General features: G+C 50.0%; 10 protein-coding genes. 9 read left to right on the top strand and 1 reads right to left on the bottom strand.

All coding sequences use genetic code 11. The annotated features are described in order from the left end of the window. Nucleotides 1–2 precede the first annotated feature (2 nt). Both MKX34_RS23470 and MKX34_RS23465 read left to right on the top strand, forming a co-directional pair. Nucleotides 3–1,427, top strand: coding sequence for a family 43 glycosylhydrolase (locus MKX34_RS23470; protein WP_076296272.1), 1,425 nt, complete (start codon nt 3–5; stop codon nt 1,425–1,427). A 50-nt stretch (nt 1,428–1,477) separates the two neighbouring features. Beyond that, complete coding sequence (locus tag MKX34_RS23465; protein WP_339203553.1) at nt 1,478–3,457, top strand: beta-galactosidase; 1,980 nt, start codon at nt 1,478–1,480, stop codon at nt 3,455–3,457. Between the two features lie 74 nt (nt 3,458–3,531). Here MKX34_RS23465 and MKX34_RS23460 read toward each other — a convergent pair whose 3' ends face one another. After that, nucleotides 3,532–5,820 (bottom strand): AraC family transcriptional regulator, encoded by a 2,289-nt coding sequence (locus MKX34_RS23460; RefSeq protein WP_076296274.1) that lies wholly within the window; start codon nt 5,818–5,820, stop codon nt 3,532–3,534. Between the two features lie 263 nt (nt 5,821–6,083). Between MKX34_RS23460 and MKX34_RS23455 the strand changes: the two genes are divergently transcribed. From MKX34_RS23455 to MKX34_RS23425, 7 genes are all read left to right on the top strand, one after another. Beyond that, nucleotides 6,084–7,055: an ABC transporter permease subunit gene (locus MKX34_RS23455; protein WP_081382599.1), complete on the top strand. Its 972-nt coding sequence runs from the start codon at nt 6,084–6,086 to the stop codon at nt 7,053–7,055. Nucleotides 7,056–7,070: 15 nt separating this feature from the next. Then, the gene (locus tag MKX34_RS23450) at nt 7,071–7,940 is read left to right on the top strand and encodes a carbohydrate ABC transporter permease (RefSeq protein WP_076130282.1); all 870 of its coding nucleotides are present in this window, start codon (nt 7,071–7,073) and stop codon (nt 7,938–7,940) included. A 44-nt stretch (nt 7,941–7,984) separates the two neighbouring features. Beyond that, on the top strand, nt 7,985–9,547 hold the full coding sequence (locus MKX34_RS23445; RefSeq protein WP_076296275.1) for an extracellular solute-binding protein: 1,563 nt from the start codon (nt 7,985–7,987) through the stop codon (nt 9,545–9,547). 46 nt (nt 9,548–9,593) lie between these two features. Further along, nucleotides 9,594–10,373 carry a glucosamine-6-phosphate deaminase gene (locus MKX34_RS23440; protein WP_076194779.1) on the top strand — a complete coding sequence of 260 codons (780 nt, stop codon included), beginning with the start codon at nt 9,594–9,596 and terminating at the stop codon, nt 10,371–10,373. After that, nucleotides 10,370–11,569, top strand: a complete 1,200-nt coding sequence (locus tag MKX34_RS23435; protein WP_076296276.1) for an amidohydrolase family protein — start codon at nt 10,370–10,372, stop codon at nt 11,567–11,569. Before MKX34_RS23440 ends, MKX34_RS23435 begins: the two co-directional genes overlap by 4 nt. Beyond that, nucleotides 11,557–13,362, top strand: coding sequence for a DUF4838 domain-containing protein (locus MKX34_RS23430; protein WP_076296277.1), 1,806 nt, complete (start codon nt 11,557–11,559; stop codon nt 13,360–13,362). Before MKX34_RS23435 ends, MKX34_RS23430 begins: the two co-directional genes overlap by 13 nt. A gap of 191 nt (nt 13,363–13,553) precedes the next feature. After that, nucleotides 13,554–15,671, top strand: a complete 2,118-nt coding sequence (locus MKX34_RS23425; protein WP_339203546.1) for an S-layer homology domain-containing protein — start codon at nt 13,554–13,556, stop codon at nt 15,669–15,671. Nucleotides 15,672–15,719: the final 48 nt, after the last annotated feature.

Genomic DNA, 15,719 nt, shown 5'->3' with positions numbered 1-15,719 from the left:
TCATGGACGAAAACGCGAATATAGTCACCCTATTAAATAGCGCTCCGCTTCTGGATATGAGCGGGAACCCTGTACATGCACATGGTGGACATATGCTCTATAAGGATGGATATTATTACTGGTTTGGTGAGAACCGGATGGATCGGCGGAGAGTGAACTGCTACCGATCTGTGGATCTAGTGAATTGGGAATGGCGCAATGATGTGCTCACACTCGATTCACCGGTACAGCCGATTTATCATCGCACCACATTAGAGCTTGAACCCTTGGACAGGGAGGGGCGCCCAACGGGTGCGGTAATTGAGCGCCCAAAAGTACTCTACAACAAACTTACAGGGAGATTTGTTATGTGGATGCATTGGGAAAATGGACGCGACTACTCTGATGCGCGCTGCGCGATTGCTGATTGCGGGACGGTAGATGGGGATTATGTTTACCGGGGCAGCTTTAATCCGATAGGTAACATGTCTCGTGACTGCACCTTGTTCCAGGATGACGATGGGACGGCTTATTTTATCTCCGCGGCAAGGGAAAATGCTGATCTTATTATGTATCGTCTGTCACCTGATTACCTCAGCATAGAAGAACAGGTCAAGACCTTGTGGCCCGGACAAGCGCGTGAAGCACCTGCATTAATGAAACGTCAGGGTGTATATTTCCTCATCTCGTCCGCCTGTACGGGCTGGTTGCCTAACCAAGGAACCTATGCCTGGTCCAAGGAATTATTTGGTCGTTGGTCACCCTTGCTGCCTTTGGGCGACATCACTACATACGACAGCCAGCCTGCTTTTATAGTTCCTATTGTAGGAACAGACAATGACCAGTGCTCTTACCTGTATGTTGGGGATCGCTGGGACCCTGCGGATTATTATGCCTCTTCCTATGTATTTCTGCCGCTCAGCTTTCCTTCTGACCGGGAAATGAAGCTTGACTGGGCAGAGCGAACCGTGATTGACCTTAGGAAGGGAATCGTAGCTGTGGAATGCGGCTCTGGTAGTGGTCTGTTCAGATTGAAAAGCTTAGGAATGGGGCTTTATCTGGCGGCGGGAAATCAATCTATTGAACATGAGGAGACCCTGAACGTCGAAGTCCGTACGCTTTCGTATGAAGATCAGCAGCAGAGATGGACGGTTGAATACGGGGAGAAGGGCAGGGCAAGAATTCGAAACAATGTAAAGGTCTTATCTATTGGCCCGTTGAATTCCTTGCTGCTGGAGCCTATTCGGGACAACGAAGATCAGTTTATATGGTTGCTTACAGAGACAGAAGCAGGTTCACTGACTATTGGGAGCAATGACGGAAGAGTTCTTACCGTAGCAGGAGAACAGCGTGGGGGCTGGGGTTGTGTGTTTCTTGAATCCACACGCTGCCATGATCCCCGTCTAGGTGCAGACCCGCAGCTTTTTCAACTGATTTCAGTAAGGTAAACAGTTTAGAGAAAAGAGGTATACCGATGAGTTTATCTGTCTCCTTCCCTATGGAATGGTTTAAAAGTGACCCCCATACACAACTTACTGCGACTTCCTCTGAGGCGTTTCAGTTCATCACTACACCAGAAGGTGGTGGATTTGAGCTTCAGCCAGGGCAGCTGGAATCCGCCGCTTGGTGCGATTATGGTTTCGTTAATGCTGAGGTTTACCATGAAAGCCATGACGTTCTGGTGCTGTTATTCAGTTTTTATGATCGGGATCATCGCGTCATTACTTATCATGTAGGAATTTTACCTGGTGTGCGCACCGAAATTTGTTTACCCTTGATTCATTTAAATGGTGAGAAGCTGTTCCTTCCCCGTTATCCGGGTGTGATGCAGACAGTACTGAGGGGAGATGCAGGCATCGATCGCAAGCATATCACCCGATTCTCTATCGCTACTCTCCCTTCAACAACAAGTAGAGCTGTGCAAATTAGTGACTTGGCTCTAAGTCTAACTGAGCCCGTCTTTGAGTATGAACAGCAACCATATATAGATGATCTGGGCCAATTAAAGGGAAGGGATTGGCCAGGGAAAACGGTTGATGCAGAAGCGTTGACGGATCGGCTGCGCACAGAGCGGCAACTTGCGGCACAAGCTGATCACAATGGAGGTGACCTCAGCAGGTACGGAGGTTGGAAGGCGCTGAGATTCGCGGCAACTGGATATTTCCGCACGGAGTTTGACGGCAGCCGCTGGTGGTTCGTTGACCCAGAGGGTTATGCCCTGTTCAGTACGGGGATGGACTGTGTGGGTCCGGCTTGTTCTATGCATGTAACTGGCATGGAGCACTTGATACCCTCATTGCCGGAGCGGGAAGGAATCTATCAAGAAGCTTGGTCACAGGATGGCGAGGAATTCAGCTTCGAGATTGCTAATCTGATCACTGCTTTTGGGGCGGAGTGGCGCTCTAACTGGGTGGCTATGACGAATTTCCGCTTACAACAATGGGGATTCAACACCATCGGCAACTGGTCCAATGATCGATTTATCAGTGGATCACAGCTTCCGTATGTTTATCCTCTAGTGGACTTTCCTATGACGGAGCAAACTATTTTCCGGGATTTCCCGGATGTGTTTAGCCCGGAGTATGAGCGGAATGCCGGGAGCTTTGCGGAGCAGCTTCTTCCATTAAGGGAAGACCAGAGAATGGTCGGTTATTTCATGCGCAATGAGCCGCATTGGGCATTCGTGGATGGGTTGAATTTGACCGGGCAGATGCTGAAATCTCCGGTCCGTTATGCCAGTAAGAAGGAATTCATTCGCTGGCTTGCAGGAAAGTACAAAACAGTGGAGCAATTAAACATGGCGTGGGATAGCGTTTTTGAAGAGTTCGAGGATTTATACGATGTATCGAATGTGAATGTAACCGGGGATAATCTCACTTCTGCCCGAGAAGTGGATTATAACCTGTTCAACCGGATCATGATCCGGCGGTATGTAGAAGTGCCAGCCTGTCTTTGCAAGCAGACGGATCCGAATCATCTGAATTTGGGAATGCGTTATGCCTGGGTTGGCAGTGATGAAGTGCTGGAGGGCTGCGAATGGTTTGATGTATTCTCTATGAATTGCTATCAGTTCAGTCCTGACAAGGAACAGATCGCCCAGATCAGCGGACGACTGAACAAACCAGTCATGATTGGGGAATATCATTTTGGTGCGGCTGAAGGCGGCATGTTGGCTTATGGGATCCGTGCGGTGGCAACTCAGAAGGAGCGCGGTGAAGCTTACCGTTATTATGTAGAGCAGGGGGCAGCCATCCCGCAGCTGATCGGAGTTCATTATTTTCAATGGAATGATCAGCCTGTGCTTGGACGTTATGACGGAGAAAACTATCAAATCGGCGTAGTGGATGTCTGCAACCGTCCATATGAACCTTTCGTGCAAGCAGCGAAAAAGGCCCATGACCAGATGTATCAGGTGCGGACGGGGAGGACAGCACCCTATAATATTGTGCCAATAGAGATTCCGAAAACGGGATTCTGATTGCAAATCTTTACAACAAAAAGGCCCCTAGCCAATGGGGCCTTTTTTGTCCTCTCCTCTGCAATGTAGCCCCTTTATAAGCCAAGGCCGGAGGAGGGGAGTGAATCATCACGGGAATAGCGCTTGCGGTATTCCCCCGGAGTTATTCCGGCACAACGTTTGAACATACGGATGAAGGAATTTACGTTCTGATAACCAACCTGAAGCGCGATATCCTGAATCCGCAGTTCCAGATTCATTAGCAGCTCTTTGGCCCGCTCAATCCGCAGATTGTTCAGATATTCACTGAAGTTGATGTTTGTTTTCTCTTTAAAAATGCTGGACAGGTAACCTGGAGTTAAATTCAACTTGTCTGCTACTAGGTTGAGGTTGATGTCCTCGCCGTAATGTTTGTCTAAGTAATCCAGCACAAAGCTGATAATGGGGTCGCGCGACTCCGAGCGGTTACTGATGACCACGAGCACAGGACGAACCAGATCACGCAGCCATTCCTTGTATTGATCCATTGAGTGGAAAGCGTTAAATGGCTCTAGTCGGGGTGGTAAGAGACGCTCCGCTTCCGCTTGGGGCAGATTCAGCTTCGTCACCGTTTTGCTCGTCTGTTCCGCTGCTCCCAAGGCAAATGCCCGAAAATCCGCCGCCGCTGCGTCCTTGTGCTGCAGCTGCTCCAGCTGACGATCCAGCCAAGCGAATACAGCCTCCTCATTGCCAGACTGCAGCAGATTGTGCAGCTCCTCTCCATGGGTCACCTTTAAATGAAAGGATTTGGCGGACGAGGCTCTAGGTTCTACGATAATTTGTGTTTCCCCGTTCAATCTACGCTCATTTAACAACATCGATAGATTATTGTAGGCATCGGTAAATGAGGTTTCGCCTGAATATACCGGACTTACAGCAATAGTCAGGTATAAGGATGTCTCCGAATCCAGCAGTTCTTTCAGTGTATCAAGAGCCTGCAGAAAACTGCTCTGCGGTCCGGGGTTGAACAGGAGCAGCAAGAGCTGATCCTGCTCCGGCTGGAGTGCGACGCTGTCGCTTTCACCTCCGGTGATCAAGGTTTGGATTAGTTTCCATAACATCAGTGTGTGTTTCTCAAATTCGTCCGGCAAGGTTTTGAAGCTGACCTTGAACAGAATGGAGGCATAGGGTAGTTCGGATTGCCGGACATCTTCAAGCTCCGCAAGACTTTTACTCAGCGGGATATTTTTCACTTTATGAGTGTAGGCATATTGGCGTACCAGTGAGTTCTTATGATCAAGATCGGTCTGGATGAATCGGTTATTCTCCAAAATGGAGCTCAGGCGGTCGCCGATAATGGCGAATTCCTTCACACTGCTCAATTTTTCTGGCCGGCTGCCCGCTTTACGGTCCAAGGCACCAATCAGGCGCTGGAGCGGCTGGTTAAGCCGATGGCTGAAGATCAGGGATGAGAGAACACTGATCAGTACTGCCGCAGAGAGTAATACAGCCAGCAATAGCTGCATACCACGCATTTCTGCGGCAATAGCCGCTACCTCGGTCACTCGGATATAGGTGAATCCGGTTTGTTTACCTTTTTCATAGAAGTAATATTGATCTCCGACCCGCTCATGGGCATTGCTACTTTCCGGAAGCTGGCTTGTTTGCAGTTTAACATCTGATGTAGAGAACAATAAATTTTCTTGTGCATCCAGAATATAGAATGGGGTATTGCCGGCATCACCGTAGGTATCCTGCATCAGCTGCGGATTCAGCATGACAATCCCATACACTTCCTCATAAGGAATCGCTTTGACCAGCACTGGCATTAACCTTCCGAGCGTACGGGTGGAATGTATAGTTTTCTCGGTAAAGGTTACGGCGGGCATGACTTTTAAAAATTGATTGTCCATCGTTTGCCGGCTCCAGTACTCCGGAGGGTATTCTGCACTGAAGTAGTATTTACCGAACATATCTGCGGCGCTGCTTAGGCCCTCCCTCTCCAGTACATAATTTTCCTTTTTAAAATAAAGAATGAAATTTTCGATATGCAGAAAAGGATTAGCATACAAAGTTGAGAGATCCGATGTCACTTCTGCCGGGATATCATATCGACGGTTCTCTTTGAGGTGGCTTAAAATGCCCAGATTGGCAGTCCATGAATCGGATTGGGTGAGGGCAAGAATCATGTTCTGGGTCAACCGGAAATGATTTTCGTAGCCTTCGACCGTTTGTGCGAGTCCAAGCTCATTTTGACGGATCATCTCCTTATAGATTTTTCCGCTTAAATACAGATGGGAGAACAGATTAAATGATGCCAAAATCAAGATGACACTGAGGAAGCTTAGCATCAGCTTAACGAACAGGGCATTCAGCGCAAATTTGCCTGTAACGGATCCCTTCATATGTATCCCCCTTTGGATGCACCCGTAAATGAATTGGATTAATTCTATCATAGCGGCAAAAAGCTAACACCAACAATATGCAATTTTGCTGATTTGTACGCTATTCTATGGAAATCCGCAGTTAAGGCGAAATGTTATATAACATGTAGATAGCGCTTTCCAAAGAAATGCAGCTATAATTCGGAGACAAATCCCAGAAAAAAGGGGGAAGTAATCTGACATCTATATGATTTATGATCATTTTAACAAGAGGAGACATGCATATGGCTCAAGCTAGCGTAGTGCAGGACAAAATGCGAAAGAAAGTGCACCGGCGACCCCAACGCCACAAAACGGGAATCCTTAGAACTTGGAATAAAAACAAGGCGCTCTGGCTGCTGTTCCTGCCGTGCCTGTTGTATTATTTGATCTTCCGCTATGCGCCGATGTTTGGATTAGTTATCACTTTCAAGGATTACAATCTCTTTAAAGGAATTTGGGCCAGCGATTGGGTGGGACTCAAATATTACAGGATGTTTATTGAGAATCCCGATTTTTGGCCGCTGATGAAAAATACTTTTCTGCTTGGTTTATATAAGCTGTTTTTCGGCTTCCCGGCACCAATTCTACTGGCGATTCTGCTTAATGAGGTGCGCAAGGCTGCTTTCAAACGTGTTGTGCAGACCGTCAGCTATCTTCCGCATTTTATCTCAAATGTCATTGTAGCCAGTATGGTGATTATGTTTTTATCCCCAACCGGAGGGCTGATTAATAATCTGCTTGGTGCCATAGGGATTGGACCGATCAATTTCATGAATGAACCTGGATTGTTCCGCGGTATTTATGTCCTGTCGGAAATCTGGCAGCATATCGGTTGGGAGACTATTATCTACTTGGCCGCGTTGACCGCTATCGACCCGCAGCTGTATGAAGCCGCTGATATGGACGGAGCCAGCCGCATGCGTAAAATATGGCATGTCACCTTGCCCGGCATTTCACCCGCCATCGTGATCACCTTGATTCTTAATATCGGTAAAGTGCTCGAGATTGGCTTCGAGAAGGTGTTCCTGATGCAGAACCCGGCGATCTACGACACAGCGGATATTATCAGTACTTATGTCTATAGGGTGGGTATGGTGCAGGGGAACTTCAGCTATGGCGCTTCTATTGATCTCTTCATGGGCGTGATTAGCTTGATCTTCATCTATACAGCAAATTACATCAGCCGTCGTGTAAGCGAGACAAGTTTATGGTAGAAAAGAGGTGTGGTGATGAGATCACCCCGTTTATCCTGGTTTAATGTCGTGAGCACTTTTATCCTTCTCGTGGTTGTGGTGGTCACGCTTTATCCGTTCCTGCATATGCTCGCTGTCTCTCTCAGTAGTGATGTGCATGTCATGAAGAATACAGTTTCTTTCTGGCCTAAGGGTTTTAACCTGAATATGTATAAGCTTGTACTCGGAGATTCGCAAATCTGGGTGGCTTACAAAAATACACTCATTTACACCGTGCTTGGCACCCTTATCTCGCTGGTGGTCACCTCCACGGGTGCCTATGCACTCTCACGCAGTGATATGGCGCTGCGCAAGAGCTTCACCCTGTTGATTGTGGTGACGATGTTTTTCAGCGGAGGGATGATTCCTACGTTCCTCGTGGTTCGCTCCCTGGATCTGGTCGATACCGTATGGGGCATGGTGCTGCCGGGTGCAGTTAGCACTTGGAATCTGATTCTGATGCGGACCTTTTTCTCCGGCATTCCTAAAGAGCTGGAGGAGTCAGGCCGCATCGACGGACTGAATGATATCGGCATATTTATCCGTATTATTGTTCCGCTTTCCAAGGCTTCCTTCGCCACCATAGCACTCTTTTACGCGGTTGGCATGTGGAATAACTTTATTTACCCGCTGCTCTACCTGCGCTCACCGGATTTGTTCCCGCTGCAAGTGCTGCTGCGCAATCTGGTGCTGGCTGGCAGTGCTAGCTCGGGAGATGTTACTAGCATTGGAGGTGACAACATGGTTATAGAAGAATCGCTGAAGTACGCGACGATTATGGTCTCGACGCTTCCGATTCTGATTGTGTATCCATTTGTACAGAAGTATTTCGTTAAGGGGGCCATGATTGGCGCAGTTAAAGGCTGAGGCGGGTGGTACCGTCACAAATTCAGAATAAGGGAGAGATCGTAATGAACAAATGGAAATCTGTACTGCTGCCACTGGTGATTGCAGCAACCGTAGTAACTGGCTGCAGCGGAGGGGGCAATGACACCTCGCCGCAGAGTAATACTCAGGGCAGCAGTACCGCTTCACCTACTGATTCGTCCAAAACGGAAAAAACCTTCACTGCGCTCTTAGACAACAATGCTACGTTCCCTTATTCGAAAAGCTGGCCCATTTGGAGCTGGCTGAAGGAGAAAACCGGTGTCACACTCGAGGTGCAGACCCCTTCAGGGAAGCTTGAAGAGAGCTTGAACCTGGCGATTGCCTCGAAGGCAATGCCGGATCTGATGTATATGCCTAACCGCAAAGAATCGAATAAATTCGGGCAACAGGGTGCGTTGGTGGATTTGATGGAGTATATGGACAAAATGCCGAATCTGACCGCCTGGGTAAAGCAGTATCCAGAGGAAGCGAAGGCTGCACTGTCTGCTGATGGCAAAATGTATATGTTCCCGAATCAGGGCTTTGGCGAGACGAATCGCATGATCTGGTTATACCGTAAAGACATTTTTGACAAAGAAGGAATCCAGGCACCAGCCACATATGAGGAGCTGCATACAGCTCTAAAAACCTTGAAGGCGAAATATCCGGACAGCTATCCGCTCTCGATCCGTTACGGTCAAATTCCTGATGAAATGAATGCCAATATGACTGTGAATTACGGGACAGGTGAAGGGGCTTATTATGATTTTGATAAAAAAGAGTGGCTTTTTGGGCCTACGGAAGATAGTTACAAGGAAATGGTTGGCATGTGGAAAATATTTTATGACGAAGGGCTGATTCCGCCTGACTTTCTATCTCTGCAAACTAAGCAATGGCAGGACATGGTGTCCACGGGCAAATCGTTTGTGACCATTGATTACATCAGCCGGATCGATTTTTTCAACAATTCGATGCAGCAGGAAAATCCGGAGTTCAACATGCAGTTCATGGCTCCTCCAGCGGGCATTGCCGGCGGCAAGCAACTGAACCCGTATTTTCATTATATGGAAGGTGGCCTAACCGTGGCATCAACCTCAAAGAACATCGATGATGTGATGAGCTATATGGACTTTTTCTATTCCGAAGAGGGACGTACGCTCAGCAGCTGGGGCGTGGAGGGCGAGACGTATGTGAAGGAAGGCGACACGATTAAGTTCAAACCAGAGTACAACGATGTGATCGAAATGCGGAAGCAGACAGGACTTCAGACTAGCGGAACGTACACCTGGATCGACTTTGGTGCACATCTGTCGTTGTTCTCAGACAATTTGAAGTATGCCTTTGAAGAAGCGACGAAATATGATCCGTCCATGATGCAGCCACGGCCTGCATTTACGGAGAAAGAGAATGAAATTATTGCGATAACCGGCCAGGCGATCCAAAAACACCGCGATGAAAGCTTTGCCAAGTTTGTTACCGGCTCCCGAAAGCTGGCCGACTGGGACAAATATGTGGAGGAGATGAACAATCTCGGCGTGGATAAGCTGCTGGCTACTTATAAGGAAGCTTACGACCGTGTTCAGAACATTCAGTTAAACGGGAATTAATCTGTCTGGTGCCAAGGACAATAGTTGCCCGGAAAGGATGAGCGGGATGAATGACATCATTAAGCCTTTAGAGACACACAGAGTAGAGCAGATGTCCGTTCAGGTTTATGAAGATCGTAACCTGATGGGCGCTGCGGCGGCATCTCAGGTTGCGCAGAAAATTAGAGCTTTGCTTCAAGATTCTGCGCGTCAGGTCCGAATTGTGTTTGCTGCCGCACCTTCGCAAAATGAACTGTACGAGGGGCTGGTGCGGGAGCAGGGGATGGATTGGTCCCGGGTCAATGCTTTTCATATGGATGAATACATTGGCCTTGCGGCTTCGGCTCCCCAGCGTTTCGGCCGTTTTTTGACAGATCGGCTATACAGTCGGGTTAACCCTGGCCGGGTAGAACTGCTGGATGGTCTCGCCGCTGATGTGGTGCAGGAATGCCAGAGATATTCGGCTTTGTTGAGCGAGGAGCCTATTGATATCGTTTGCCTCGGGATCGGGGAAAACGGGCATATCGCGTTTAATGATCCGCCAGTCGCTAATTTTACCGACCCGCAGCTGGTCAAAGCGGTCGAACTGGAGGAAGCCTGCCGCCGCCAGCAGGTGAATGACGGTTGTTTTACCTCGCTGGACGAGGTGCCAACCCATGCGCTGACGCTTACGGTACCAGCCTTGCTGGCTGGCCGTCACCTGTACGGAATTGTACCGGGAGTGTCCAAACGCAAGGCTTTACACGCGGCACTTCATGATTCGATCAGCACGGCATGTCCAGCTACTATTCTGCGCACCCATCCGGAGATCACGATGTTCACGGATCGGGCTGCCTTCGGCCTATGAACGCGCCAATTAAGGGAAAGCACTATAAAACTGGGCGGCCGGTTGAGGTAAGTGTCGAGCAGGGGCGAATCACTTCGGTCACCGAACTTGCGGAGAGTCCAGCCAGGGCTGATTGGCCCTGGCTGGCACCCGGGTTGGTGGATCTGCAAGTGAACGGGGGCTGGGGGCTGGATCTCAATACGCTGCCTTTACAGCCTTCCACGGTATTGGAACTATCCGGACTTTTGCTAGGAAACGGGGTAACCAGCTATTGTCCAACTCTGATTACTAATGGCAAAGAAGCGCTGGCTCAAGCGGTCTCCGCCATTGCGGAAGCCGCTTCGCTGTATCCGGAAGATGCTGGGGGGATTGTAGGAATTCATCTGGAAGGTCCTTTTCTGTCACCAGAAGAGGGGCCACGCGGCGCCCATCCAAGGGAACATATTGGCCCGCCGGATTGGGATAGGTTATGCCGCTGGCAAGAAGCGGCTGAAGGGCTTATCCGTATCCTCACCGTTTCCCCGGAATGGCCAAACGCCGCTGCATTTATCGCCCGGTGCAGTGAATCAGGCATCCTTGTTTCCATAGGGCATACAGCAGCTTCCTCCGAGCAGATTAGGGAGGCGGTTGCCGCAGGAGCGGTGATGTCTACGCATCTCGGCAATGGCACACATCTGACGCTGCCCCGTCATCCCAACTATTTGTGGGAGCAGCTGGCGGCGGATGAACTATACGGCTGTATGATTGCAGATGGCCAACATTTGCCGCCTGCTCTGTTGAAAGTAATTCTGCGGATGAAGCGCAGCCGCACCATCTTGGTCAGCGATGCTGTATCACTGAGCGGAATGCTGCCGGGAACTTACCACCTGCACATCGGTGGAGAGGTTGTATTAACAGCAGAAGGACGGCTGCATCTGGCCGGTAATCCGCAGCTGCTGGCAGGCTCCGCCATGATGCTTCCAGATCAGGTAGCCTATCTTGCGGAGGCTGGATTAGCCCGGCTGGATGAAGCCTGGGATTGTGCTTCTGTTCATCCGGCTACTTTGCTGGGGCTGGAGCAGGCGGCAGGGCTTAGGGCTGGAGCGCCTGCCGATCTCGTGAGCTTCTGCTATGAAGACAGGACACTTACCGTGCTGGAATGCTGGAAAAAGGGTCATAGCAGGGCTTGCAGTAATGAATTACAGCAAAGATTAGGAGGAGAACGATGCAGAGCTTGATACCGCAACCGAAGCAGATCCAAGTGAAAGAGGGAGAAGCTTTTCAGTTCAGCGAGGATGTAAGCCTGAGCCTCTACATGGAGCAGCATGATCCGAGACTGGTGGTTCATTGCCGCCGCTCGTTTCCGGAGCTGGAATGTACACATGTTATCTCGGGAAAAGGATATTCACTTATTCTTCAGAGTCTCTCGCAGCCAGAAACGAAAGGAGCACAGCCAGATGAAGTGGATCTAAAATTGCTTAACGGCCGGGCGGAAGGGTACAGGCTGGAGGTGTCGGAGCGCCGGGTGGTAATCCGTGCACTGGATGCGCCGGGTCTGTTTTACGGGCTGCAAACGGTACTACAACTGCGTAAGTCAGTAGGGGAAGTTCCTGCCGTGTCTATCACGGACTGGCCTGACACTACCTTGCGGGCGATGAACTTTGATCTTCGCCAGACATTTTCCAAGCCAGAGCTACTGCTATCGTATTTGGCGGATTTTGCCAGGTATAAAACGAATGCGGTTCTGATTGAATACGAAGATAAATTCCCGTTCCAGAAGTACCCGGAATTCGTGCATCCTCAGCAATCGTTAAGCCTCACACAGCTAGAGGAGCTGAAACGCACAGCCCATGAATATTTTATTGAGATCATTCCGCTGCAGCAGAGTTTCGGGCATCTGGAGTATGTACTCCGCCACGACGCTTGGCGGCACTTGCGCGAAACGGAGTTATCCCTCGGGGAGATCTGTCCATCGCATCCGGAATCCTTCGAGCTGATTACCGATCTGTTACAGGAGATGATGGATGCTCATCCGGATTCCCGTTATATTCACCTCGGCTGCGACGAGGTGTACAGCTTATGTGAATGCGAACGCTGTAAAACGTTGTTCGGAGGGGTACGGGAGCGGGCGTTTATCGCTTTTTTGAACACTTTGATTGAATTTACAGCCAGCCGTGGTAAAAAAGTGATTTTCTGGCATGACATGCTGGACAAATGCCCGCCGGAGGAACTGGCAAAGCTGGATAAGCGGAGTGCGGCGATGATCTGGATATACAACGGACGTAATATTGAAGCTGAGGTTTCTTCTCTTGCGGATAAATTCAGGTCACTAGGTATCGAGGTTATGGGAGCGCCGGCGGTTCGCAGCTTTGACTGGGCTGAACATCAGAATTATCCGGTACTATTGAACCGGACGGATAATCTGCTCCAATGGGCGGAGACAGCGGATAAGCTGGACCTCGGTTGCATCGTCGCCACGAACTGGACGGGGCCGTTCAGCCTTGGCGTTCCTTATGGTATCTTCGAGACGACGTGGTATCCGATGCTGCTGCACGCCGATTTGGCCTGGAACCGCAAAGCGGACGCCTCAACATTTATCGATCGATTCATGGAGCGGTTTCATGGCATTGATCCTAGAACAGGTCATGCTCAGCTCGGGAATTATCAGCTGGAAGATTATTATGATGTTATCTGGAAGCTGCTGGACAAGGTGAAGGATCACAAGGATGAAGCAGAGCTGATTGCCATTATGCATGATTTTGAAGCGGCGACGGACCGTTCGCGGGCGATCCACAAATATGTCTACCGCTGGGAGCTCTATCCGGGAGACGATGCGGAATGGCATTCGCTGCTGAACAATTACATGAGAAATCGCCGTGGACGTGAGAACGTTTTGCCTCGCATGAAAGCGGTTTTGGAGCGTTACCAGCCATCCGATATGGCGGAGCATTTTGTGAAATCCCGGTTCTATCTTCACGATTATCTGGAGCAGACATTATACCGTGAGCTGGGGTTTGGCCAGGCTGAATAAAGGTTTTGAAAAGATCGTACGGCTACCGTGTAAGCGGGTAGCTGTGCGGTCTTTTGTTATTCCTATCTGGATAAAAATGTATATTGAAACATAGTCAGGAACAAAATCCCATTTTGCTGCGTCTAACCTTATAAAGTCCTAGCAAACTACATTGGAGGAGAATGAATATGAGAGCAACACCCATAAACAGGATGATAAGGAAGGTTACACTTACCGCATTATGTATTTTGCTTGTATTGCTGAGTGGCAGGGTAATGGCGGAGCCGTCTCCGGCACAAAAGACAACCGCGGTATTCACAGCGGAGATGCAGAGTACCTTGGAAGAGGCGCAGAATGTGCTGCTGACGATACAGCCATTCCCGGACGAAGCAGCCGTAGGTTTCTTCAAGAATGGGCGCAGTCTGCCCAAGGGATATCTGGAGCAGACTGCCGATAAGATTCTGGAACAGCGGGGCAAGTTCACCAAGGTGGCAGAGCTAACTCGAACAGCGTTGGCTTACAGTGCTGCGGGGGGCAACATCAACAACATCGCGGGTATTGATCTTTATCCATTCCTGATGAATCATGACGGAATTGATTCGGAAGGGGCAGCAGCGGTAGCAGCCGCCTATATTACCTCGAAGAACTCCATTTCAAATTCATTGGAGCGGACAAACCGTTACCCCGATTTGCTGTTTTATCAGCTGCTTGATATGCAGCTAGCGGATGGCAGCTGGCCGCTGGCCGGGCAGAAGCAAGGAGATCTGGTAGCTACTGCCTGGGTACTGACGGCACTTGCTTCGGAAGTGAGTTCAGAACAAACTGCGCAGCCGATTGAGAAGGCTTTGCAGTGGCTTAAGAGCATGCAGCAGCTAGACGGAGGATTCGATGGTAAAACTACGACGACAGCGCAGGTGATTGTTGCTTTATCCTCGCAGGGAGTTGATGCAGCAGATTTCACCAAGGAAGGCGGAGCCTCGTTGCTGGACCATTTGCTGGCGCAGAAGCTTCCGGGTGGCGGCTTTGCGCAGACAGCAGGCGGCGGAAACGATAGTCCCGCTACTGTGCAAGCCTACCTTGCCCTGACTTCCTATAAGCTGCTTTCCAAGCAGGCTGGCATGCTGTATAGCGGACTACATCATGCTGGACTTGACCGGGCAACGATTCAGGTCGAAGGACCCGGTGGCACCCTTGCCGGGGGGCATATTGTTGGCGGAGATGCTGTGAAGGCAGCGGCAGCTTTTTTACAGGCGAAGGGTCTGGCGTATAAGCTGAATGCGGATGCAGCTAAACCGGCCTTCACAGCTATAGAAGGGATTCAGAACGGGCGATACAATGGACGCGGAGAATGGAAGATTGCTGTATTCAGCGGGGGTAGTGCATGGATGTATCCTGAGAATAGCCCGTACAGACTGACAATAGGCAATGGGGATCAGCTGCTTGTTTACTACGCGGATGATACAGAACTGCTTGACCGGATGGAAGTGAAATGGAAAGATAAAAACGGCCAGGAAATGGGTGGATACGCAAGCGCCAATATGCCGTTTTCCCTCCATATCACCAAGTCAAACGGTCAGCTGGGCGGTCTTCCGGCTTTCGGTGCTACTGTGACACTTCAAGGAAAAAGCGTAGTGGCAGACAGCACGGGAAAGGTGTCTTTTGCCGGCATGAAGCCCGGTGTCTATCCTGTGCAAGTCACCAAATACCGTAAAGATGCTGCTCCAGCACTTTCCAAACGGACGTTTGCGCTGCATGTCTCTTCCCCGGAATTGGCCAGCTTTACGGATGCCAATAAAGTCGCAGCTTGGGCACGTTTGGATATCGCAACAGCGCTCAGCAGCGGATATATTCAGGGCGTGAGTGCCAGCGGAAATGTGCTGGCTCCTAAGCAGAAGCTGACCCGGGCTGAATTTCTGACCCTGCTGTTGCGGCTATTGCATGAGTTCCCCGATGCCAAGGCCACTTCTAGCTTTAAGGATGTTCCGGCGGACAAATGGTACAGCGGTACCATCGCCAAGGCTGAGGAGCTGGGCATTATCAGCTCTTCAGCCGGCAAGTTCGAACCGGACCGCGGTATTACGCGGGAAGAAGCGGCGGATATGGTAACCAAAGCTGCCCGGTTGTCTACGTACGGCAGCCCGGACCGTGTGAAGTTTGCCGATACTTCCAGTTTGTCAGAGGCGAGCTGCCAGGCGATTCAGGCCGTGAATGAACATGAAGTAATGACCGGCAGCGGGGGCCGTTTCGATCCTAAGCAGATTCTGGTGCGTGAGCAGGCAGCGGCAATTTTAGTCAGACTGCAGAAATTAATCCCGGAAGCCTTCTATTAATGGAATAAACGTCCAGGGATATGATAAGCTTCAGATAGAGTTATCACA

It is taken from the genome of Paenibacillus sp. FSL R5-0636, assembly GCF_037974255.1.
Classification (GTDB): Bacteria; Bacillota; Bacilli; order Paenibacillales; family Paenibacillaceae; genus Paenibacillus_AQ; species Paenibacillus_AQ odorifer.
This window is presented reverse-complemented; position numbering and strand designations above follow the sequence as displayed.

Coding starts and splice junctions, on each gene's coding strand:
- MKX34_RS23450 (WP_076130282.1), top strand. CDS start 7,071: ATGAGATCACCCCGTTTATCCTGGTTTAATGTCGTGAGCACTTTTATC.
- MKX34_RS23460 (WP_076296274.1), bottom strand. CDS start 5,820: ATGAAGGGATCCGTTACAGGCAAATTTGCGCTGAATGCCCTGTTCGTT.
- MKX34_RS23425 (WP_339203546.1), top strand. CDS start 13,554: ATGATAAGGAAGGTTACACTTACCGCATTATGTATTTTGCTTGTATTG.
- MKX34_RS23465 (WP_339203553.1), top strand. CDS start 1,478: ATGGAATGGTTTAAAAGTGACCCCCATACACAACTTACTGCGACTTCC.
- MKX34_RS23435 (WP_076296276.1), top strand. CDS start 10,370: ATGAACGCGCCAATTAAGGGAAAGCACTATAAAACTGGGCGGCCGGTT.
- MKX34_RS23430 (WP_076296277.1), top strand. CDS start 11,557: ATGCAGAGCTTGATACCGCAACCGAAGCAGATCCAAGTGAAAGAGGGA.
- MKX34_RS23440 (WP_076194779.1), top strand. CDS start 9,594: ATGAATGACATCATTAAGCCTTTAGAGACACACAGAGTAGAGCAGATG.
- MKX34_RS23445 (WP_076296275.1), top strand. CDS start 7,985: ATGAACAAATGGAAATCTGTACTGCTGCCACTGGTGATTGCAGCAACC.
- MKX34_RS23455 (WP_081382599.1), top strand. CDS start 6,084: ATGGCTCAAGCTAGCGTAGTGCAGGACAAAATGCGAAAGAAAGTGCAC.
- MKX34_RS23470 (WP_076296272.1), top strand. CDS start 3: ATGGACGAAAACGCGAATATAGTCACCCTATTAAATAGCGCTCCGCTT.